This is a genomic window from Rhodococcus sp. PD04 (assembly GCF_035918275.1).
GTDB lineage: Bacteria > Actinomycetota > Actinomycetes > Mycobacteriales > Mycobacteriaceae > Rhodococcus > Rhodococcus rhodochrous.
Map to the genome: position 1 here is coordinate 3316929 of NZ_CP142143.1, position 20752 is coordinate 3337680.

A 20752-nucleotide genomic window follows, 5' to 3' on the forward strand; every position below is an offset into this window, starting at 1 on the left:
CCTCAGTGGAGGGCCGTCTCCTTCAACGCCGCGTCGAGATCGGCGAGCAGATCCGCGGTGTCCTCGATTCCGCACGACAACCGGACGAATCCCTCCGACACCGCATCGCCCCAGCGTGCGCGACGATCCGCTGTCGTGTGGATACCGCCGAAGCTGGTGGCGGGTGCGACGAGCGTGGCCGCGCGGACGAAGCGGTGCACCTCGTCGCGCCCGGGCAACCGGAAGGTGAGCAGGGGGCCGAAGCGGCTCATCTGGCCGGCCGCCACGGCGTGGGCCGGGTCGCCGGCGAGCCCGGGATAGCGGACGTCCGTGACAGCGGGGTGCTCGAGCAGCATCCCGGCGACGGCGAGCGCGTTGGCGCACTGCCGTTCGAAGCGCAGTCCGGCGGTGCCGAGGCTGCGGTGCGCGAGCCAGGTCTCGAAGGGTCCCAGCACGGTTCCCGACAGCAGTCGTTCCCGGTCGATCGCGGGCAGCAGTTCGGGATCGGCGACGGCGATGTAGCCGAACAGCAGGTCACTGTGTCCGCTGAGCGATTTCGTTCCGCTCGCCACCACGACGTCGGCCCCGAGGTCGAGCGGGAGCTGTCCGAGCGGGGTGGCGGTCGTGTTGTCGACGAGCAGCAACGCCCCGGTGCGACGGCACGATTGCGCGGTCTCACGAAGATCCACCGTGTCGAGACCGGGATTCGACGGCGTCTCGGCGAGGACCACCGCACCGGGGCCCGCACCGTCGAGCACCCGCTGCAGGGAGCCGTCGCCGAATTCGGCGACGGAGAGTTCGTGGACGTCGATGCCGTGCGGCGCGAGATATTCGGTGGCGAACTTGCGCACCTGGTAGTAACCGTCGGAGGGGACGACGACCGTGCCGCCCGGTCTCACGAGCGATCGCAGCGCGACCGTGATCGCCGACATTCCCGAGCCGACGACGCGGGCGGCCGAGGCGTGCTCGAGGTCGGCGAGCGCCGATTCGAGTGCGCGCCAGCCGGGATTCGAGGCACGCGCATAGGTGTCGATGTCGTCGCGTTCGTCCTCCCCGAGGAGATACGGCGCCGCGAAGACCGGTCCCGCCTGCAGCGGGGAGCCCGGAACACCCTCGTGTGCAACTGCCTTCACGCAGCGAGTCGAATCGCCCGTCATGCCGCTCATTCCGGCTTGATCCGGCGTCCGAGCAGCTGCCCGATCGCGTCCCGCACCGACATGCCTTCGTGGCACACGCGGTGCACGGCGTCGGTGAGCGGCATCTCGACGTCGTAGCTCGCCGCGAGGGCGCGGACCGAGGTGCACGACTTGACCCCTTCGGCCACCTGACCGTGGGTGGCCTCCTGCGCGCTCTCGAGGGACTCACCGCGGCCGAGTCGTTCGCCGAACGAACGGTTGCGGGACAACGGGGACGTACATGTGGCGACGAGGTCGCCGACACCGGCGAGACCGGCGAGCGTGGCCGGCTTGGCCCCGAGGGCGGTTCCGAGCCGGGTGATCTCGGCGAGACCGCGGGTGATGATGCTCGCGACGGTGTTCTCACCGAGCCCGACCCCGGCGGCCATGCCGCACGCGAGGGCGATGACGTTCTTGCAGGCGCCACCGATCTCGCAGCCGATTACGTCGGAATTGGTGTACGGTCGGAAATACTTTGTGGCGCAGGACTTCTGGATCTCCATGGCGCGGGTGGAGTCGGGGCACGCGATGACGGTCGCGGCCGGTTGTCCCTCGGCGATCTCACGGGCGAGGTTGGGGCCGGACAGCACGGCGATGCGATTCTGCTCGGCGCCGGTGACCTGACCGATCACCTGACTCATGCGCATCAGGGTGCCGCTCTCGATTCCCTTGGCGAGACTGAGAAGTGTCACGTCCGGTCCGATATCCGCCTTCCACGCCTCGAGATTGGTGCGCAGGGTCTGGCTCGGGACGGCGAGGACCACGAAATCGGCGCCCTCTAGGGCCACCCGATGATCGGCCGTCGCCTTCAGCGAGTGCGGCAGTTCCACACCGGGCAGATAGTCGGAGTTCTCGTGCCGCTCCGCGATGCCGCGCGCCACCTCCTCGCGCCGCGCCCAGATCGTCACGTCCGTTCCGGCGTCGGCCAGCACCTTGGCGTACGCCGTCCCCCACGAACCCGCGCCCAGTACTGCTGCTGTGGTCACGCGATCCTCACTCTCGTCCGATGCCCGGCACTCACGCTCGCGATCGGCCCGGAGCGGGCGGTCGCGACCGGTTCGGTCCGGGCGGTCACCACCCACGGTCGCACCCAGTATCGCGCAGGCGCCACCGACGCCGCGCCGGGTCGGAGGACGGACCGCACACGACCCGGTCGCAGCGGGCGGTCGTGCGGTTCGTCACCTCGCACGACCGTGTGATCGATCGCTGATGGCACAATCGGGCAATGCCCGCGACGCACGTGCTCGTTCCCGTCAAGGCCCTCGGCCTGGCGAAGTCGCGGCTCTCGCACGTCCTCGACCCGGCGGCACGGGAATCGCTGGTGCTCGCGATGCTCCAGGACACCGTGACGGCGGCGCTGTCCGTCGGAGACGTGACGGTCACCGTCGTCACCGCCGACGAGCGCGTCGCGGCCGCCGCACTGGACTGCGGCGCAGACGTCCTCCCCGACCCGATCCGTCCCGGCTCCCCCGACCCACTGAACTCCGCGCTGCTCGCAGCGGCCCGCCGGGCGCGGGAGCACACACCCGGCGCAGAACTCGTGGCGTTGCAGGCCGACCTACCGGCCCTGCGGGCCGAGGAGTTCGCGCTAGCCCGCGAGACCGCGCGGCGAACGGGTACAGCCGTCGTCGTCGACCACACGGCGAGCGGTACGACGGCGTTGCTGCACTGCGTGAGCGGTACCCTGCCGCCATTGTCGTTCGGACCGGGGTCGGCCGGCCGCCATATCGACGCCGGCGCATATCCGGTACCGGACGCGCTCCCCGGACTGCGACTCGATGTGGACACACCGGACGATCTTGCCGCTGCACTGCGACTCGGCGTCGGATCGGCCACCGCAGCCGTGCTCGACACGGTCGAATTCCCACTGCGCCACCGCTGCGACAGCGCTGCAGGGAGCCGTCGCTCTGCCACAATGAACTGGTGACCAACGGCGATTCCCCCGATCCCACGAGTTCCGAGCACGCGGCACCGTCCAACGTCGTACGACCTGCCGGCCGCGTGGCAACCGCGACCAGCGCGCCTCCGGCCGCGACGGGACTGCAGTCGAGGACCGATCACGACAACACGCTTCCCGTCGACCGCTATCTCAACCGGGAGCAGAGCTGGCTCGATTTCAACGCCCGCGTTCTCGCGCTGGCGGAGGACACCTCGCAGCCGTTGCTCGAACGCGCCAAGTTCCTCGCGATCTTCGCGTCGAATCTCGACGAGTTCTACATGGTGCGGGTCGCCGGGCTGAAACGTCGCGCCGAGACGGGGTTGTCGGTCCGGTCCGCGGACGGCCTGTCCCCGCGGGCCCAGCTCGCGCTCATCGCGTCGAGCACGCGCGAACTCGCCGGGCGCCAGGCGCAGGTCTTCCTCGACTCGGTCATGCCCGCCCTGGCGGCCGAGGGCATCTCGATCATCCGATGGGCGGATCTGACCGAGGACGAACGTCGACGGCTGACACAGTATTTCGCCGAGCAGGTCTTCCCGGTCCTGACGCCACTCGCGGTCGATCCCGCCCATCCCTTCCCCTACATCAGCGGCCTGTCCCTCAACCTCGCTGTCACGGTCAAGGATTCACAGTCGTCCGGTGAACACTTCGCGCGTGTGAAGGTGCCCGACAACGTCGACCGGTTCGTCCGGGTCGATCGCGCGGGTTCGTCGCACGGGCTGCCGGCCTTCCTCCCTCTCGAAGAGCTGATCGCCGCGCACCTCGACGTGTTGTTCCCGGGTATGGAGATCGTCGAGCACCACGCCTTCCGCGTCACCCGCAACGCCGACTTCGAGGTCGAGGAGGACCGCGACGAAGATCTCCTCCAGGCCCTCGAACGCGAACTCGCCCGGCGGCGCTTCGGTTCTCCCGTGCGCCTCGAGGTGTCGGACGACATGACCGAACACATGCTCGACCTCCTGCTGCGCGAACTCGACGTCGATCGGGTGGATGTCGTCCAGTTGCCCGGCCTGCTCGATCTGTCGTCGCTGTGGCAGGTGCACGCCGTCGACCGGCCGGATCTCAAGGACGCCCCCTTCGTGCCGGCGACCCATCCCGCCTTCGGCGAGCGTGAGACACCGAAGAGCGTGTTCTCCACCCTGCGCGAAGGCGACATCCTCGTCCACCATCCGTACGACTCGTTCTCCACGAGCGTGCAACGGTTCATCGAGCAGGCCGCAGCCGACAGCCAGGTCCTCGCCATCAAGCAGACGCTGTACCGGACGTCGGGCGACTCCCCCATCGTCAACGCCCTGATCGCCGCTGCCGAAGCGGGCAAGCAGGTCGTCGCGCTCGTGGAGATCAAGGCGCGCTTCGACGAGCAGGCCAACATCAAGTGGGCACGCAAACTCGAACAGGCCGGTGTCCACGTCGTATACGGACTCGTGGGTCTCAAGACGCACTGCAAGACCTGCCTGGTCGTGCGGCGCGAGGGTTCGACGATCCGCCGTTACTGCCACATCGGCACCGGCAACTACAACCCGAAGACCGCTCGTCTCTACGAGGACGTCGGCCTGCTGACATCGTCCCCCGAGATCGGCGCCGACCTCACCGACCTGTTCAACACCCTCACCGGATACTCCCGGAAGGCGCAGTACCGCAATCTGCTCGTCGCACCGCACGGGGTCCGCAAGGGCATCATCGAACGCGTCGAGCGTGAGATCGAGCACCACGAGGCCGGTCGCCCCAGCGGGATCCGGCTCAAGGCCAACGCCCTCGTCGACGAGCAGGTGATCGACGCGCTCTACCGCGCGTCGCGGGCGGGGGTACGGACCGAGGTGGTCGTGCGCGGGATCTGCGCCCTCAAGCCCGGTGTGCCCGGCCTGAGCGAGAACATCACGGTGCGCTCGATTCTGGGGCGGTTCCTCGAACACTCGCGGTTGTTCCATTTCCGGGGCAGCGACGAGTACTGGATCGGCAGCGCCGACATGATGCACCGCAACCTCGACCGTCGCGTCGAAGTGATGGTGCAGGTGAAGAACGCCCGGCTCGCAGCGCAGTTGGACGGCATCTTCGATTCCGCGCTCGACCCGGTCACCCGCTGCTGGACTCTCGAGGGCGACGGCACGTGGACGGCGTCCCCGGAGCCGGGAACCGCTGCCCGCGACCACCAGGTCGAACTCATGCGTAGCCGCGCGTCCTGAGGTGGAGGGAACGTTGACCGAATCACGCGACAAACCCGTGAAGGCCAACATCTTCGCGGCGGGCGCCGTCCTGTGGCGTCCTGCGGCGGACGACGCTCCGCACGATGCGCAGGTCGCGCTCGTGCATCGTCCGCGCTACGACGACTGGTCCTTCCCCAAGGGCAAACTCGACGCGGGTGAGACGGCCGTGATCGCCGCGGTGCGGGAGATCGAGGAGGAGACCGGATTCCGCGCCGCGCTCGGCCGCAGCCTCGGGAAGGTCGTCTACCCCGTTCCAGGGCACCGCAAACTCAAGCGGGTGGACTACTGGGCGGCGCGCTGCCTCGACGGGCGGTTCGCGCCCAACGACGAGGTGGACGAATTGCGTTGGGTGTCCCCCGATGAGGCATTCGACCTGTTGTCCTACCCGATGGACCGCAGCGTCCTGCGCCGGTTCCGCCGGGTGCCGTTGGACACGACCACGGCGCTGATCGTGCGGCACGCCAAGGCCGGAAGTCGGAAGAAGTACAAGGGCGACGACCGTTACCGGCCCCTCGATGCGTCCGGACGGGCGCAGGCCGAGGCTCTCGTTCCGCAGTTGACGGCATTCGGCGGCGACAGCGTGGTGTCCGCCGACCGCACCCGGTGCATCGCCACGGTCGAACCGTTCGCCTCCCGGCACGGACTCGAGATCGCGATCGAGCCGTCCCTGTCGGAGGAGGAGTACCGCGCCGATCCGGACCGCGGCCGCAAGCGGGCGTTGGAGATCGCGTCCGGTCCCGGCACTCCCGTGATCTGCAGTCAGGGCAAGGTGATCCCGCCGCTGCTGGAGTGGTGGGCCGAGCGCGACGGTCTCGCGCTGCCTCCGGCGCGGAACCGGAAGGCGAGCATGTGGGTGTTGTCGCTGCGCGGGGATCGTCTCGTCGCGGCCGACCACATCGACAGTCCGCTTCCGACGGGCCACCCGCCGGTGGACGACGAGAGCATCTGACCCGAGTACGCACGACGGCGGCCACCGGATCTCCGGTGGCCGCCGTCGTCTCACCTGTGCGGCTCGCACGTGTGCGAGCCGCATCGCGGGTGGGTGTTACTTCTTGGTGCTCTTGCGGGCCGTGGTCTTCTTGGCCGGGCTCTTCTTGGCCGCGGTCTTCTTGGCCGCGGTCGACTTGGTGGCGGTGGTCTTCTTCGCCGGAGTCGACTTGGCCGCCGTGGTCTTCTTCGCCGCGGTGGTCTTCTTGGCCGCGGTCGACTTGGTGGCGGTGGTCTTCTTCGCCGGAGTCGACTTGGCCGCCGTGGTCTTCTTCGCCGCGGTGGTCTTCTTCGCCGCAGTCGACTTCGTCGCCGTGGTCTTCTTCGCCGGAGTCGACTTGGCCGCCGTGGCCTTCTTCGCCGCGGTGGTCTTCTTCGCCGCAGTCGACTTCGTCGCCGTGGTCTTCTTGGCCGCAGTCTTCTTGGCCGCCTTCTTCGCTGCCGCGGTCTTCTTGGCCGCTGCGGCTGCACCGCGCTTCACGGCCGGACCCGAAGAGGGGAGCTTCTGGGTGCCCGCGATGATGTTCTTGAAGGACTGGCCGGGACGGAAGGCCGGCACCGAGGTCGGCTTGACCTTGACCGTCTCGCCCGTGCGCGGGTTCCGCGCGACACGAGCCGCCCGGCGACGCTTCTCGAAGACACCGAATCCGGTGATGGTGACGCTCTTACCGTCGTGCACGGCGCGAACGATCGCGTCCACGATGTGCTCGACGGCCGCGGTGGCGGTGCGCCTGTCCGAACCGAGTTTCTCGGTCAGAACGTCGATCAGTTCTGCCTTGTTCATTGATTTCCTCCGCACATACACGGTCCACCGTCAGACCGACTCCAGTCCACGGTAGACCCGCAAACGGGCAAGAGTCTATGTGCCACGCGGATTCTCATGCAAATAACCTCCGGGCCCGGCCCGACGGGAGCGTCGGACCGGGCCCGGAGAAGGCGCGTTCGCGGGGTGTTTTCAGGGCGCCGGAAGGGTACTCGGTTTCCATGACGGCCTTGACTTTTCGTACTCGGAAATCGCGTCTACCTGGCGCAATGTCAATCCGATGTCGTCGAGACCCTCCAGCAGACGCCACCGCGTGTAGTCGTCAATGGTGAACGGCACCACGGTGGTTCCGGCGGTCACGGTCCGGTTCTCGAGATCCACTTCCAGTTCGAGTCCGGGCTGTTGCTCGATCAGCTTCCACAGCAGTTCGACGTCGTCCTGCGAGACCTGAGCGGCGAGCAGACCGGCCTTTCCGGCGTTGCCGCGGAAGATGTCGGCGAAACGGGACGAGATCACGACCCGGAATCCGTAATCCGACAACGCCCACACGGCGTGCTCACGCGAGGAGCCGGTGCCGAAATCCGATCCGGCGACGAGAACGCTGCCGCGATCGAAGGGCGGAGTGTTGAGCACGAAGGACGGGTCGTTGCGCCATGCGGCGAACAGACCGTCCTCGAATCCCGTACGGGTGACGCGCTTCAGGTACACGGCCGGGATGATCTGATCCGTGTCGACATTGGAGCGGCGCAGCGGGACGCCGATGCCCTTGTGAGTGGTGAAGGCTTCCATCGAAAATTCTCCTCGTCGGTCCTGTGGTCTAGTCCAGATCCGCCGGTGCGGAAAGCGTTCCCCGCACCGCGGTTGCGGCGGCCACGGCCGGCGAGACGAGATGCGTCCGTCCGCCCTTGCCCTGCCGTCCTTCGAAATTCCGGTTCGAGGTCGACGCGGAGCGTTCGCCCGGCGCCAACTGGTCGGGGTTCATGCCCAGGCACATCGAGCACCCGGCCTGACGCCACTCGGCGCCTGCGGCGGTGAAGATCTCGCCGAGACCCTCCTCCTCCGCCTGCGCGCGCACCCGCATCGAACCCGGCACGACGAGCATCCGGACACCGTCGGCGACCTTGCGGCCCTTCAGGACATCCGCCACGGCACGCAGATCCTCGATGCGGCCGTTGGTGCACGAGCCGACGAAGACGGTGTCGATCTTCACATCGCGCAGCGGCATGCCCGGTTCGAGATCCATGTAGCGCAACGCCTTCTCCGCGGCAGACCGCTCGGTTTCGTCGGCGATCTCCGCGGGTACCGGAACCGTGGACCCGAGCGGTGCGCCCTGGCCCGGGTTGGTGCCCCACGTGACGAAGGGCGTCAGGGCGCTGCCGTCGATGTGGACCTCGGCGTCGAAAACCGCGTCGTCATCGGTCTTCAGCTGCTCCCACGCCTCCACAGCGGCGTCCCAGTCGGCACCCTTCGGGGCGTGCGGGCGACCCTTGATGAACTCGTAGGTGGTCTCGTCGGGAGCGATCATGCCGGCGCGGGCGCCCGCCTCGATCGACATGTTGCAGATGGTCATCCGCGCTTCCATCGACAGCGCGCGGATCGCCTCCCCGCGGTACTCGAGGACGTAGCCCTGTCCACCGCCGGTGCCGATCTTCGCGATGATCGCGAGGATGAGGTCCTTGCTCGTCACTCCCGGCGCGAGGGTGCCGTCGACGTTGATGGCCATCGTCTTGAACGGCCGCAGCGACAACGTCTGTGTCGCCATGACGTGTTCGACCTCACTGGTGCCGATGCCCATCGCCAATGCGCCGAAGGCGCCGTGGGTGGAGGTGTGGCTGTCGCCGCACACCACCGTCATGCCGGGCTGCGTGAGACCGAGCTGCGGGCCGACCACGTGGACGATGCCCTGATCGAGATCGCCCATGGGGTGCAGACGGACACCGAACTCCTCGCAGTTGCGGCGCAGGGTCTCGACCTGTGTGCGCGAGACCGGGTCGGCGATCGGCTTGTCGATGTCCACCGTGGGGACGTTGTGATCCTCGGTGGCGATCGTGAGATCGGGACGCCGCAGCCGGCGTCCTGCCAGCCGCAGACCGTCGAAGGCCTGCGGGCTGGTCACCTCGTGTACGAGATGCAGGTCGATGTAGATCAGGTCCGGCTGTCGCGCCGATCCCTCTCCTTCACCGCGCACGACCACGTGCTGGTCCCACACCTTTTCCGCCAGAGTCTTTCCAGCCATCTTCTCCACCTTGTCGTACGTGACGAACGCGGGATCCCGGGGGCTGTCCGGCCGCGTATGGCGTCGTCCCCACCGCTCTCGGCATGCGATATGCTTCCCATTATGCGAGACGGAGGTATCGACCTATGAGACAGCATAGCGGGATCGGAGTGCTGGACAAAGCGATGACAGTCCTCCATGCGGTTGCCGAACAGCCGTGCAACCTCAACGAGTTGTGCGCGCGGACCGGCCTGCCCCGTGCCACGGCGCACCGTCTCGCCGTGGGCCTCGAGGTCCACCGCCTCCTCATGCGCGACAGCGACGGACAGTGGCGTCCCGGCCCCGGGCTGGCCGAATTGTCCGCGGGCGCAGGCGACACCCTCGTCGAGGCCGCCTCGCTCGTCCTCCCCCGCCTGCGCGAGATCACCGGCGAGAGCGTGCAGTTGTACCGCCGCGAGGGCACCCAGCGGGTCTGCGTCGCCGCTCTCGAACCGCCGACCGGTCTGCGCGACACGGTCCTCGTCGGCGCACGCCTTCCGATGACGGCCGGCTCAGGCGCGAAAGTTCTGCTCGCGTGGGCCGATACGGCGACCCAGCGCGCCATCCTCCCCGAGGCAGCATTCGGTGAACGCGTGCTCGTCGAGGTCCGCCGCCGCGGCTGGGCGCAGAGCGCCGCCGAACGCGAACCCGGTGTGGCGTCGGTCGCCGCACCCGTGCGCGACAGCACCGGTGCCGTGATCGCCGCGATCTCCGTATCGGGCCCCATCGACCGCATGGGCCGCCGACCGGGGGCCCGCTGGGCCGCGGACCTCCTCGCCGCCGCAGAAGCGCTCCAGAAGCGTCTCTGAGCCCGACTGCACGCAGGTTCCCTCCTGCGCGAGGAGCGGGAAGGAACACAGCCGTGCACTTCCCGCTGTGCCAGAGTGCTTCGCATGGGAACCAACCGCCGCGCAGACATCACGATGACGGACTCGGAGATCGACGAGTTCCTCCACCGCAGCCGGGTCGCGAACCTGGCGACCCTCGGACCGACGGGCACCCCGCACCTCGTCGCCATGTGGTACGCGGTGCTCGACGGGGAGATCTGGTTCGAGACGAAGGCGAAATCGCAGAAGGTCGTCAACCTCCGGCGCGACGATCGCGTGACCGTCCTCGTCGAGGCCGGCGACACCTACGACCAGTTGCGTGGCGTCTCGATCGAGGGGCGCGCGGAGATCGTGGACGACCACGACCGCCTGTTCGAGGTCTGCCGCGACGTGTGGGAGCGGTACACCGCCCCGTACACGGAGGAGGCGCGCCCCGCGGTGGAGCAGATGATGCACAAGCGGGTGGCCGTCCGTGTGGTGCCCGCACGGGTGCGATCATGGGATCACCGCAAGCTCGGGATGCCCGCCATGGAGATCGGCGGCACGACGGCGGCGTATCTTCCGTCCGCCACGCCCTGACCGCACATACGCGAAAGGCTCTCCGATCGATGATCGGAGAGCCTTCGTGGTTGTACCCCCGATGGGATTCGAACCCACGCTACCGCCGTGAGAGGGCGGCGTCCTAGGCCGCTAGACGACGGGGGCCTGGAACTTTCCGAGGAATCGACGAGTCGACGCCTCCGAGAGAAGAACACCCACCGATCCGGAGATCGATGGGTAGTCCGTTGTACCCCCGATGGGATTCGAACCCACGCTACCGCCGTGAGAGGGCGGCGTCCTAGGCCGCTAGACGACGGGGGCCTATGGAACTTCTTCTCTTCGCTTCCCGAAGGAAGCTCAGCCAGCATAGCTGGCCGAGACGTTGCGGGCAAACCGCCGCGTCTCAGCTGGGGTACCAGGACTCGAACCTAGAATGGCTGAACCAGAATCAGCTGTGTTGCCAATTACACCATACCCCAATGGTTTGTTCCTTCGGCCTGCCCTGCGGGCGTTGTGGCCTCCGTTCCGAACCGAGAAGAAGACTAGCACCAACCCCGCCACCAACTACAAATCGGCTGGTCAGAGACCTGAAATCGAGCTCGGAACGAGCTCGGCCCGTCGCCGGCGGGTGCCGACGACGGGCCGAGAGCGACCCGTGAGGGGTCAGGCGATACGGGCCCGCCCGGCACGCAGGCGCGCGAGGGTGCGCTCACGACCGAGCAGTTCCATCGACTCGTAGAGCGGCGGGCTGACGTGCGAGCCCGTCACCGCGACCCGCACGGGAGCGAAGGCCTTCCTCGGCTTCAGCTCGAGCCCCTCGATCAGTGCGCTCTTGAGCGCCTCCTCGATCGCCGGCGTGGTCCACTCGGCCACGCCCTCGAGGGCGGCGACGGAGGCGTCGAGCACCGACGCGGCATCCTCCTTGAGGTTCTTCGCCGCAGAGGCCTCGTCGAGCGTGAAGTCGGCGTCGTCGACGAACAAGAACTTCAGCAGGTCCCACGCGTCCCCGAGAACGACGATGCGGGTCTGCACGAGGTCGGCGGCCGTCCGGAAGAGCGTGTCGTCGACGTCGGCCCCGATCCGGCCGTGCTCGACGAGGTACGCCTTCAGCCGGGTCGCGAACTCCGCCGGCTCGAGCAGGCGGATGTGCTCGGCGTTGATGGCGTCGGCCTTCTTCTGGTCGAACCGGGCCGGGTTCGAATTGACCTTGGAGATCTCGAAGGCCGCGACCATCTCGTCGAGAGAGAACACGTCGCGATCGTCGGCGAGACCCCAGCCGAGCAGAGCGAGGTAGTTGAGCAGGCCCTCGGGGATGAACCCGCGATCGCGGTGCAGGAAGAGGTTGGACTCAGGGTCGCGCTTGGAGAGCTTCTTGTTGCCCTGCCCCATCACGAACGGCAGGTGGCCGAACTCGGGCGTGAAATCGGTGACGCCGATGCGCTGCAGCGCCGCGTACAGCGCAAGCTGACGCGGGGTGGACGACAGCAGGTCCTCGCCGCGCAGGACGTGTGTGATCTTCATCAACGCGTCGTCGACGGGATTGACGAGGGTGTAGAGCGGGATGCCGTTGCCGCGGGTCAGCGCGAAGTCGGGCACCGAGCCCGCCTTGAAGGTGGTCTCGCCGCGGACCAGGTCGTTCCACGTGAGGTCCTCGTCGGGCATGCGCAGTCGCACGACCGGCTTGCGCCCCTCGTCGAGGAAGGCCTGCCGCTGCTCCGGGGTGAGGTCGCGGTCGAAGTTGTCGTAGCCGAGCTTCGGGTCGCGGCCGGCGGCCTTGTGCCGCTCCTCGACCTCTTCCGGCGTCGAGAACGACTCGTAGGCCTCACCGGCGTCGACGAGCTTCTGCACGATCTCGAGGTGAAGCTCGCGTCGCTGCGACTGCCGGTACGGCTCATACGGTCCGCCGACCTCCGGACCCTCGTCCCATTCGAGACCCAGCCACCGGAGGGCGTCGAGGATCGCCTGGTACGACTCCTCGGTGTCGCGTGCGGCGTCGGTGTCTTCGATGCGGAACACGAAGGTGCCGCCGTGATGACGCGCGAAAGCCCAGTTGAACAGGGCGGTGCGCACCAGACCCACATGCGGGGTTCCGGTCGGTGACGGGCAGAAACGTACGCGTACTTCGCTGGTGGTCATGACTCGCTCAGGGTTGAGGATCGACGGGAGACCTTCCCAGGCTATCCGCCCCGCAGCGAGCTCCGGTCAGGATCCCTTGGCGACGACCGGATTCGTGAGCGTTCCGATGCCCTCGACGGTGATCGAGACGGTGTTGCCCGGCTCGATCGGTCCGACACCTTCGGGGGTGCCGGTGAGGATGACGTCGCCCGGCAGCAGGGTCATGACACCGGAGATCCATTCGATGAGCTTCGGGATGTCGTGCACCATCTTCGAGGTGCGGCTGCGCTGGCGGATCTGCCCGTCGACCTCCGCCGAGATCTCGAGATCGGAAGGGTCGATGTCGGTTTCGATCCACGGACCGAGCGGGCAGAAGGTGTCGTGGCCCTTGGCCCGACCCCACTGGCCGTCCTTGCGCTGATGGTCGCGCGCGGACACGTCGTTGGCCACCGTGTAGCCGAGGATCGCCTCCCGGGCCTTCGCGGCGGGGACGTCCTTGCAGGGGCGCCCGATGACCACGGCGAGTTCGGCCTCGTGGTGGACGAGCGAGGTGGTGGGCGGAATCACGATGGGCGCGCCCGGGCCCACGATCGACGTGTTGGGCTTGAGGAAGATCATCGGCTCGTCGGGGACCTCGTTGCCCGACTCGGCGGCGTGGGCGGCGTAGTTGCGACCGACCGCGATCACCTTGGTGGCGAGGATCGGGGCGAGAATCCGCACGTCGGCGAGGGGCCAGCTCCGGCCCGTGAAGGTGGGGTTCCCGAAAGGATGCTCGGCGATCTCCTTCGCCGTCGCGGACTCCCCCTCCCCTTCGATGCTCACGAACGCGACACCATCCGGGCTGGCAATTCGACCAAGGCGCATGTCCGGAGTCTAACGGTGCGCGCACACTGCGATCGACGCCCGGGTGCCGCGGGTATAGAGTCCGACCGAGATTTCATATAACGGTACGACTTTCTCAGATAGTGGGACTCATGGACACTCCGGACATCGGTGGGCGCCGATGGCTGATCCTGGCCCTCGGCGTCCTCGCCCAGGCCTCCCAGGCCACCGTCATCAACGGCGTCGCCTTCCTCATCCCGACCCTGAACCAGGAGGGTGGCTTCACCCTCGCGCAGGCCGGAACCCTCGCCGGCGCACCGATCCTCGGCGGCGTGTTCACGCTCGTCGTGTGGGGCGCGATCGCCGACCGGTTCGGTGAACGTCTCGCGCTGGCCGCCGGACTCGGGATCGCGGCCGTCGCGATGGGACTCGCGAGCGCGACCACCTCGCTGGACCTGTCCCGCACCGCCTCCGCCGCGCTGCTCGGCCTGTTGCTGATGTGTGCGGGAGCCGGCGCCGTGAGCGCCAATTCGGCGAGCGGTCGCGTGGTGGTCGGATGGTTCCCGCCGCACCAGCGCGGCCTCGCGATGGGCATCCGGCAGATGTCGGTGCCGCTGGGTGTCGCCGCGGGCGCACTCGTCATCCCGACTCTCGCGGGCGACCACGGGATCGCCTGGGCACTCGCGTTTCCCATGCTCGCGTGCGGGCTGGCAGCCGTCGCCTGCGCGGTCGGCGTGGTGGATCCGCCCCGACCCGGACGGGCGGAGGCCGAGCGCGCAGGCGTGCTCGGCAATCCCTACCGGAGTTCCATGTCCCTCACGCGCATCCATCTCGCGTCGATCCTGCTCGTCGTTCCGCAGTACGTCGTGTGGACCTACGCCCTGGTGTGGCTCATCGCCGACCGCGGCTGGGACGAGGTCGGCGCCGGCCTCGTCATCACCGCCGCCCAGATCCTCGGCGCCCTCGGACGTGTCGTCACCGGAGCCTGGTCCGATCGGGTGGGCAGCCGACTGGGACCGATGCGCATCGTCGCAATATCGGTCGTCGTGTCGATGGTCGCGCTGTCCGTCACCGCGTGGACGGATTCGGCGATCGCGGTGGGCGTCCTGCTCGTCGCGTCGATCCTGACCTCGGCGCCGAACGGGTTGGCGTTCACCGCCGTCGCGGAGATCGCCGGCCCGTTCTGGGGCGGTCGCGCACTCGGAATCCAGAACACCGGGCAGTTCGTCTTCGCCGCGGCCGTCGGACCGGTCTTCGGTGGGCTCATCGCTGCGGTCGGATTCCCCGCCGCGTTCGCCCTGGCCGCCATCGCTCCGGCAGCGGCGGTCCCGGTGGTCCCCAAGGACTGACACGAAGAACCGCGCGTGGCGCCGGACGGGACGTGCCCGCCGGCGCCACGCGCGGTCGTGAGGAAGAACTCGGTGTTCGAAGAGAACTCGGCGTTCAGAGAGAAGTTGCGATCCGATCGCCGATCTCGGTGGTCACGATCGGACCGGTGCCACGGTTCGCGAGGTCGGTCTCGACGGCCCGCTCGACGCGTGCAGCGTCCTCCTCGCGCCCGAGATGGCGCAGAAGCAGTGCGGTGGACAGGATCGCCGCGGTCGGGTCGGCGATGCCCTTGCCGGCGATGTCGGGTGCCGAGCCGTGGACGGGCTCGAACATCGAAGGGTTGGTGCCCGAAGCGTCGATGTTGCCGCTCGCGGCCAGACCGATGCCTCCGGTCACGGCGCCGGCGAGGTCGGTGATGATGTCGCCGAAAAGGTTGTCGGTGACGATGACGTCGAAGCGCGACGGGTCGTCGACCATGTAGATGGTCGCGGCGTCGATGTGGCAGTAGGCCGTGGTGACCTCGGGGAACTCCTTGCCCACGGTCTCGACGGCGCGGGTCCAGATCGCACCGGCGTTCGACAGCACATTCGTCTTGTGGATGAGCGTGACGTGCTTGCGGCGGGTCTGCGCGAGCTCGAAGGCGTAGCGGACCACGCGCTCGGCTCCGAACCAGGTGTTCACCGAGACCTCGGTGGCGATCTCGTGCGGGGTGCCGACGCGGATCGCTCCCCCGTTACCGGTGTACGGGCCCTCGGTGCCCTCGCGGACGACGACGAAGTCGATCTCGTGGTCGGCGGCGAGCGGCGACTTCGCGCCCGGGTACAGGCGCGACGGCCGCAGGTTGACGTGGTGGTCGAGGGCGAACCGCATGTTCAGGAGGAGACCGCGTTCGAGGACGCCGGGCGTGACCGACGGATCGCCGATGGCACCGAGGAGGATCGCGTCGTGCTCGCGGATCGCGGCGAGATCGGCATCGGGCAGGAGTTCGCCGGTCGCGTTGTACCGGCGGGCACCGAGGTCGTACTCGGTCGTCTCGAGATCCGGGACGAGAGCGCGGAGCACCTTGAGAGCTTCCGCCGTGACCTCGACACCGATGCCGTCACCGGGGATGACCGCAAGTTTCATGAGCACTACTCACTTCCTGTGCGACGGTGGCCGCGACCGTGCAGACGGTCGCGGCCACCGGATGATGGAGAACCGAAGGATCAGGACAGGTCGACCTGGGCGACGCGAGCGTCGAGCGCCTCGGTGATCTGTCCGACCTCGGCGTCGCCGACGACGCGGTCGACACGGAGGATCACGGTGGCGCCGGGGCCCTCCGCGTCCTGGCTCAGCGCCGCGGCCTGGATGTCGATGCTCGCGTTGCCGAGCACGGTGCCCAGCGTTCCGAGGACACCCGGACGGTCCTGGTAGTGGACGATCAGGTTGTGGCCCTCGGCGCGGAGGTCGAAGCTGCGGCCGTTGATGTTGACGATCTTCTCGACCTGCTGCAGGCCGGTGAGCGCACCCGCGACGGAGGTGACGTGTCCGTCCGGCGCGACGGCGCGGACCTCGACGGCGCTGCGGTGCGTGGTGGCCTCGCTGACCTTCTCGACCTCGACGGTCACGCCGCGCTGCTCCGCGAGCTTCGGGGCGTTGACGAAGGTGACCGGCTCGTCGCTGCTCGCCGAGAACAGGCCGCGGAGGGCGGCCAGGCCGAGGATGTCGGTGTTCTCGGCCGAGAGCTCACCGCTGACGACGACCTGCACGTTCTGCACGGCCTCGGGCGAGAGGGTGCCGGCGAGCAGACCGAGCTTGCGGACGAGCTCGAGCCACGGCGCGACCTCCTCGCCCACGGGGCCACCGGAGACGTTGACGGCGTCGGGCACGAACTCGCCGGCGAGGGCGAGCAGCACGCTCTTGGCGACGTCGGTACCGGCGCGGTCCTGGGCCTCGGCGGTGGATGCACCGAGGTGCGGGGTGACGACGACGTTGTCGAGGTCGAACAGCTTCGAATCGGTGCACGGCTCGGTCTCGAAGACGTCGAGGCCGGCAGCGCGGACCTTGCCTTCGACGAGCGCGTCGTACAGCGCGTCCTCGTCGATCAGGCCACCGCGGGCGGCGTTGACGATGATGACGCCGTCCTTGGCCTTGGACAGACGCTCGGCGTTGATCAGGCCGGCGGTCTCCTTGGTCTTGGGCAGGTGCACCGAGATGAAGTCGGCGCGGGCGACCAGCTCGTCGATGTCGACGAGCTCGATGCCGAGCTGTGCGGCGCGGGCGGCCGGCAGGTAGGGGTCGTACGCGATGACGTGGGTCTCGAACGCCGCGAGACGCTGGGCGAACAGCTGGCCGATGCGGCCGAGGCCGACGACGCCGACCGTCTTGCCGAGGATCTCGGTGCCGTTGAAGCTCGACCGCTTCCAGGTGCGCTCACGCAGGGTGCGGTCGGCGGCGGGAACCTGACGCGCCGCGGACATGAGGAGCGCGACCGCGTGCTCGGCGGCGGAGTGGATGTTGGAGGTGGGCGCGTTGACGACCATCACACCGCGCTCGGTGGCAGCGGCGATGTCGACGTTGTCGAGGCCGACACCGGCGCGACCGACGATCTTGAGGTTGGGCGCCGCAGCGAGCACCTCGGCGTCGACGGTGGTCGCGGAGCGGACCAGCAGCGCCTGGGCCTCGGGCACGGCCGCGAGCAGGGCGGGGCGGTCGGGGCCGTCGACCCAGCGCACCTCGACACCGTCACCGAGCGCATCGACGGTCGACTGCGCAAGCTTGTCGGCGATCAGGACTACTGGACGGCCATTCTGGCTCACGTGCGGACTCCCTGTGTCGTGAATGTGTGAGTGGTCGACGGCGCTCGCGCCCGACAGCATGCGTGGGCACCCGCGACCGCCCACAGTTTAGTGCCCCGGCCCCTCCCACGGGGCCACCGGGACCGGGATCACGGTGGTGCGGGCCGATCCTTCCGCGGGGGCGGGACGATGTCCTGCGGGGGTGCGTCGAGCACACTGCGCTCGATGCCGGGCTGGTTCCGGTGCCGGAAGGCCACCACGGCGGTGCGGACGGTCGGATGGAATCGCCCGGCCCCGAAGCGATTCCCCGATTGCATCCGGTGCAACTTGTCCTTGACCGGCCCCTTCATCGCGGCGAAGGCGAGCCGTATCCCCCTGTGGGCGAGGTAGTCGTCGAGACGTTCGATCTCTTCGACGGCGCTGATGTCGAGATCCGTGATCGGTTCGGCCGCGAGTACCACCCACTCGATACGGTCCTCGCGTTCGCGGACGAGTTCACGGACGAACTTCGTGAGGATCACACCGTTCGCGAAGAACAGCGGGGCGTCGAATCGCACGAGCACGAGACCCGGGATGCGGTGGCCCTCGGGATGCCGCTCCCGGTCGTGATATCCGGCGATGTCCTCGAGTTCGACGAGTTCGGTCCGGTGGGGTTGCCAGGCACGCACGATCACGACCGCCAACGACAATGCGATCGCGACGAGTACACCCCTCAACACACCGGCGAGACCGACCGCCACGAATGCGGCGAAGGACAAACAGAATTCGATCTTGTTGACCCGCCACAGGCGACCGAGCCCCTTCACATCGACGAGCGCACTCGCCGCGGCGATCACGACGGCAGCGAGCGCGGCCTGCGGCAGGTACGCCGTCGCCCCCGGCGCGGCCAGCAGGAAGATCGCGACCGTCACCGCTCCGACGGCACCCGCGAGCTGGGTACGCGCTCCGGCCTGTACGAGGACGGGAGTGCGACTGCCGCTGCCGCAGATCGGGAATCCGCCCGTCGCACCGGCTGCGATGTTCACCACACCGAGGGCGCGCATCTCGGAACTGCCGTCCACGTCCTCGCCCCGTCGGAGCGCGAACGAGCGCGACAGCACCGCGGTGTCGGCGAACGCGATGACGGCGACGGCGACGGCGGGTGCGAGCAGTTCGATCACGTCTCCCCGTTCGATACCGCCCAGAACGGGCGCGGGGATCCCGGCGGGCAACGCCCCCACCATCTCCACCCGATCGGTGAGCCCGAACACCTCGACCGCCGCGGAGGCGGCGACCACCGCGACGAGCACCGCGGGTATGCGGGGAACGACCTTCTGCAGCGCGAGGATCACAGCGAGGGTGCCGACGCCGAGGAGAAGTCCGACCGGTTCGACACCGTCCTCGAAGACGTCGTCGACGACGTCGAGAACCTCGGCGACGACACCGGATTCGTCGGCCGAGGTGCCCAGCAGGAGCGGGAGCTGCCCGACGATGACGATGATCGCGATCGCGTTGAGGAAACCGACCCGGATGGGTGTGGAGAGCAGATAGGTCAGGAATCCGAAGCGGAGTATCCCGCCGACGAGGAGGATCGCCCCGACGAGGAGGGCGAGCACACCGGCGAGGGCGACCGCACGCTGCGGATCACCGTCGGCGGCGAGCGGGATCACCGCGGCCGCGATGAGCGGGGCGAGCGCGGAATCCGGTCCGAGCACGAGGATCCGGGACGGACCGACCACCGCGTACACGAGCATCGGCACCACTGTCGCGTAGAGACCGGTGTAGGGCGGCAGTCCCGCCGCCTGGGCATATCCCATGCCGGTGGGGACGAGCAGAGCGCTGAGCGCGAGACCCGCCGTGACGTCGCCCCGCAACCACCCCCGCCGGTAGGACCGTGCGGTGGCGACACCCGGGAGCCGCCCGAACGCGGCGAGGAGCCACATCAGCCAAGTATCCTCCGCGGCCTCGGCCCGTGACTGCGACATCGCTCACGCGCACCGACGACGGCGGCCCGGCACCCCCGTAGGGATACCGGGCCGCCGTGACCGGATCAGGTGGCTGTCAGGCCGTCTCGGTGATGGGGCGATCGACCCAGCTCATCAGGTCGCGCAGCTGCTTGCCGACGACCTCGATGCCGTGCTCGGCGTTCTGCTTGCGCAGACCCTCGAGCTCCTTGTTGCCGCCCTCGACGTTGGCGACGAGACGCTTGACGAAGGTGCCGTCCTGGATGTCCTTGAGGATCTCCTTCATGCGCTCCTTGGTGCCGGCGTCGATGACGCGCGGGCCGGAGAGGTAGCCGCCGAACTCCGCGGTGTCGGACACCGAGTAGTTCATGCGGGCGATGCCACCCTCGTACATGAGGTCGACGATGAGCTTGAGCTCGTGGAGAACCTCGAAGTAGGCCATCTCGGGGGCGTAGCCCGCCTCGACCATGACGTCGAAGCCGGTCTTGACGAGCTCCTCGGTGCCACCGCAGAGCACGGCCTGCTCGCCGAAGAGGTCGGTCTCGGTCTCTTCCTTGAAGGTGGTCTTGATGACGCCGGCGCGGGTGCCGCCGATGCCCTTGGCGTAGGACAGCGCGAGCGCCTGACCCTCACCCTTGGGGTCCTGGTGGACGGCGATGAGCGCCGGAACGCCCTTGCCGTCGACGAACTGACGACGCACGAGGTGGCCGGGGCCCTTGGGGGCGACCATCGCGACGGTCACGTTCTCGGGAGCCGTGATGAGACCGAAGTGGATGTTGAGGCCGTGGCCGAAGAACAGCGCGTCGCCGTCCTTCAGGTTGGGCTCGATGTCGTTGGTGAAGATCGACGCCTGGGCGGTGTCGGGAGCGAGGACCATGATGACGTCGGCCCACTCGGAGACCTCGGCGGGGGTGCCGACGGTGAGACCGGCTTCCTCGGCCTTGGCCCGCGACTTCGAGCCCTCCTTCAGACCGATGCGAACGTCGACGCCCGAGTCGCGCAGGCTCAGCGAGTGCGCGTGTCCCTGACTGCCGTAGCCGATGACGGCGACCTTACGACCCTGGATGATCGACAGGTCGGCATCGTCGTCGTAGAACATCT

General features: G+C 68.4%; 17 protein-coding genes and 3 tRNA genes. 6 read left to right on the forward strand and 14 right to left on the reverse strand.

Features of this window, described 5'->3' with window-relative positions; translation table 11 throughout:
* Nucleotides 1–2 precede the first annotated feature (2 nt).
* Together U9J23_RS15330 and U9J23_RS15335 are read right to left on the reverse strand one after the other, a co-directional pair.
* Nucleotides 3–1136: a cystathionine gamma-lyase gene (locus U9J23_RS15330; protein WP_080968135.1), complete on the reverse strand. Its 1134-nt coding sequence runs from the start codon at nucleotides 1134–1136 to the stop codon at nucleotides 3–5.
* Nucleotides 1137–1141: 5 nt separating this feature from the next.
* Nucleotides 1142–2140 carry an NAD(P)H-dependent glycerol-3-phosphate dehydrogenase gene (locus tag U9J23_RS15335; protein WP_059380799.1) on the reverse strand — a complete coding sequence of 333 codons (999 nt, stop codon included), beginning with the start codon at nucleotides 2138–2140 and terminating at the stop codon, nucleotides 1142–1144.
* Between the two features lie 239 nt (nucleotides 2141–2379).
* Here U9J23_RS15335 and cofC point away from each other — a divergent pair, with 239 nt between their 5' ends.
* From cofC to U9J23_RS15350, 3 genes are read left to right on the forward strand one after another with little or no spacing between them, the layout of a single operon-like run.
* Nucleotides 2380–3081, forward strand: a complete 702-nt coding sequence (gene cofC / locus U9J23_RS15340) for a 2-phospho-L-lactate guanylyltransferase (RefSeq protein WP_059380797.1) — start codon at nucleotides 2380–2382, stop codon at nucleotides 3079–3081.
* A complete protein-coding gene (locus U9J23_RS15345; RefSeq protein WP_059380796.1) occupies nucleotides 3078–5273 on the forward strand; it encodes an RNA degradosome polyphosphate kinase in 2196 nt (731 codons plus the stop codon). The genes cofC and U9J23_RS15345 overlap by 4 nt, the downstream gene beginning before the upstream one ends.
* 13 nt (nucleotides 5274–5286) lie before the next feature.
* The gene (locus U9J23_RS15350; protein ID WP_326598688.1) at nucleotides 5287–6243 is read left to right on the forward strand and encodes an NUDIX hydrolase; all 957 of its coding nucleotides are present in this window, start codon (nucleotides 5287–5289) and stop codon (nucleotides 6241–6243) included.
* A 96-nt stretch (nucleotides 6244–6339) separates the two neighbouring features.
* Here the strand turns inward: U9J23_RS15350 and U9J23_RS15355 are convergent, their stop codons facing one another.
* The 3 genes from U9J23_RS15355 to leuC form a co-directional block, all read right to left on the reverse strand.
* Entirely contained in the window at nucleotides 6340–7065 is a 726-nt protein-coding gene (locus U9J23_RS15355; RefSeq protein WP_326598690.1) for an HU family DNA-binding protein, read from the reverse strand.
* A gap of 171 nt (nucleotides 7066–7236) precedes the next feature.
* Nucleotides 7237–7833, reverse strand: coding sequence for a 3-isopropylmalate dehydratase small subunit (leuD, locus tag U9J23_RS15360; RefSeq protein ID WP_059380784.1), 597 nt, complete (start codon nucleotides 7831–7833; stop codon nucleotides 7237–7239).
* Between the two features lie 28 nt (nucleotides 7834–7861).
* Entirely contained in the window at nucleotides 7862–9289 is a 1428-nt protein-coding gene (gene leuC / locus U9J23_RS15365) for a 3-isopropylmalate dehydratase large subunit (protein ID WP_059380783.1), read from the reverse strand.
* Between the two features lie 116 nt (nucleotides 9290–9405).
* Here leuC and U9J23_RS15370 point away from each other — a divergent pair, with 116 nt between their 5' ends.
* Together U9J23_RS15370 and U9J23_RS15375 are read left to right on the forward strand one after the other, a co-directional pair.
* A complete protein-coding gene (locus U9J23_RS15370; RefSeq protein ID WP_059380782.1) occupies nucleotides 9406–10107 on the forward strand; it encodes an IclR family transcriptional regulator in 702 nt (233 codons plus the stop codon).
* Between the two features lie 84 nt (nucleotides 10108–10191).
* Nucleotides 10192–10704 carry a pyridoxamine 5'-phosphate oxidase family protein gene (locus U9J23_RS15375; RefSeq protein ID WP_059380781.1) on the forward strand — a complete coding sequence of 171 codons (513 nt, stop codon included), beginning with the start codon at nucleotides 10192–10194 and terminating at the stop codon, nucleotides 10702–10704.
* A 53-nt stretch (nucleotides 10705–10757) separates the two neighbouring features.
* Here the strand turns inward: U9J23_RS15375 and U9J23_RS15380 are convergent.
* From U9J23_RS15380 to U9J23_RS15400, 5 genes are all read right to left on the reverse strand, one after another.
* Nucleotides 10758–10830, reverse strand: a tRNA-Glu gene (locus U9J23_RS15380).
* 83 nt (nucleotides 10831–10913) lie between these two features.
* Nucleotides 10914–10986, reverse strand: a tRNA-Glu gene (locus U9J23_RS15385).
* Nucleotides 10987–11072: 86 nt separating this feature from the next.
* A tRNA-Gln gene (locus tag U9J23_RS15390) sits at nucleotides 11073–11144 on the reverse strand.
* Between the two features lie 184 nt (nucleotides 11145–11328).
* A complete protein-coding gene (gltX, locus tag U9J23_RS15395) occupies nucleotides 11329–12801 on the reverse strand; it encodes a glutamate--tRNA ligase (protein ID WP_059380780.1) in 1473 nt (490 codons plus the stop codon).
* Between the two features lie 66 nt (nucleotides 12802–12867).
* Nucleotides 12868–13644 (reverse strand): fumarylacetoacetate hydrolase family protein, encoded by a 777-nt coding sequence (locus U9J23_RS15400; protein WP_059380779.1) that lies wholly within the window; start codon nucleotides 13642–13644, stop codon nucleotides 12868–12870.
* A 110-nt stretch (nucleotides 13645–13754) separates the two neighbouring features.
* Here U9J23_RS15400 and U9J23_RS15405 point away from each other — a divergent pair, with 110 nt between their 5' ends.
* Complete coding sequence (locus U9J23_RS15405; protein ID WP_059380778.1) at nucleotides 13755–14951, forward strand: MFS transporter; 1197 nt, start codon at nucleotides 13755–13757, stop codon at nucleotides 14949–14951.
* A 94-nt stretch (nucleotides 14952–15045) separates the two neighbouring features.
* On the opposite strand, the gene U9J23_RS15410 is transcribed toward U9J23_RS15405, so the two are convergent.
* The 4 genes from U9J23_RS15410 to ilvC form a co-directional block, all read right to left on the reverse strand.
* Complete coding sequence (locus tag U9J23_RS15410) at nucleotides 15046–16056, reverse strand: 3-isopropylmalate dehydrogenase (protein WP_059380795.1); 1011 nt, start codon at nucleotides 16054–16056, stop codon at nucleotides 15046–15048.
* Nucleotides 16057–16136: 80 nt separating this feature from the next.
* A complete protein-coding gene (gene serA, locus U9J23_RS15415; protein WP_059380777.1) occupies nucleotides 16137–17729 on the reverse strand; it encodes a phosphoglycerate dehydrogenase in 1593 nt (530 codons plus the stop codon).
* Between the two features lie 128 nt (nucleotides 17730–17857).
* Complete coding sequence (locus U9J23_RS15420; protein ID WP_059380776.1) at nucleotides 17858–19630, reverse strand: SulP family inorganic anion transporter; 1773 nt, start codon at nucleotides 19628–19630, stop codon at nucleotides 17858–17860.
* 118 nt (nucleotides 19631–19748) lie between these two features.
* On the reverse strand, nucleotides 19749–20750 hold the full coding sequence (gene ilvC / locus U9J23_RS15425) for a ketol-acid reductoisomerase (protein WP_016691198.1): 1002 nt from the start codon (nucleotides 20748–20750) through the stop codon (nucleotides 19749–19751).
* Nucleotides 20751–20752: the final 2 nt, after the last annotated feature.

What these genes read in the sequence shown, in the direction of transcription:
- U9J23_RS15330 (WP_080968135.1), bottom strand. Translation starts at nt 1,136, where the DNA reads ATGACGGGCGATTCGACTCGCTGCGTGAAGGCAGTTGCACACGAGGGT.
- cofC (WP_059380797.1), top strand. Translation starts at nt 2,380, where the DNA reads ATGCCCGCGACGCACGTGCTCGTTCCCGTCAAGGCCCTCGGCCTGGCG.
- U9J23_RS15355 (WP_326598690.1), bottom strand. Translation starts at nt 7,065, where the DNA reads ATGAACAAGGCAGAACTGATCGACGTTCTGACCGAGAAACTCGGTTCG.
- leuD (WP_059380784.1), bottom strand. Translation starts at nt 7,833, where the DNA reads ATGGAAGCCTTCACCACTCACAAGGGCATCGGCGTCCCGCTGCGCCGC.
- U9J23_RS15370 (WP_059380782.1), top strand. Translation starts at nt 9,406, where the DNA reads ATGAGACAGCATAGCGGGATCGGAGTGCTGGACAAAGCGATGACAGTC.
- U9J23_RS15375 (WP_059380781.1), top strand. Translation starts at nt 10,192, where the DNA reads ATGGGAACCAACCGCCGCGCAGACATCACGATGACGGACTCGGAGATC.
- gltX (WP_059380780.1), bottom strand. Translation starts at nt 12,801, where the DNA reads ATGACCACCAGCGAAGTACGCGTACGTTTCTGCCCGTCACCGACCGGA.
- U9J23_RS15400 (WP_059380779.1), bottom strand. Translation starts at nt 13,644, where the DNA reads ATGCGCCTTGGTCGAATTGCCAGCCCGGATGGTGTCGCGTTCGTGAGC.
- U9J23_RS15405 (WP_059380778.1), top strand. Translation starts at nt 13,755, where the DNA reads ATGGACACTCCGGACATCGGTGGGCGCCGATGGCTGATCCTGGCCCTC.
- U9J23_RS15410 (WP_059380795.1), bottom strand. Translation starts at nt 16,056, where the DNA reads ATGAAACTTGCGGTCATCCCCGGTGACGGCATCGGTGTCGAGGTCACG.
- U9J23_RS15420 (WP_059380776.1), bottom strand. Translation starts at nt 19,630, where the DNA reads ATGTGGCTCCTCGCCGCGTTCGGGCGGCTCCCGGGTGTCGCCACCGCA.
- ilvC (WP_016691198.1), bottom strand. Translation starts at nt 20,750, where the DNA reads ATGTTCTACGACGACGATGCCGACCTGTCGATCATCCAGGGTCGTAAG.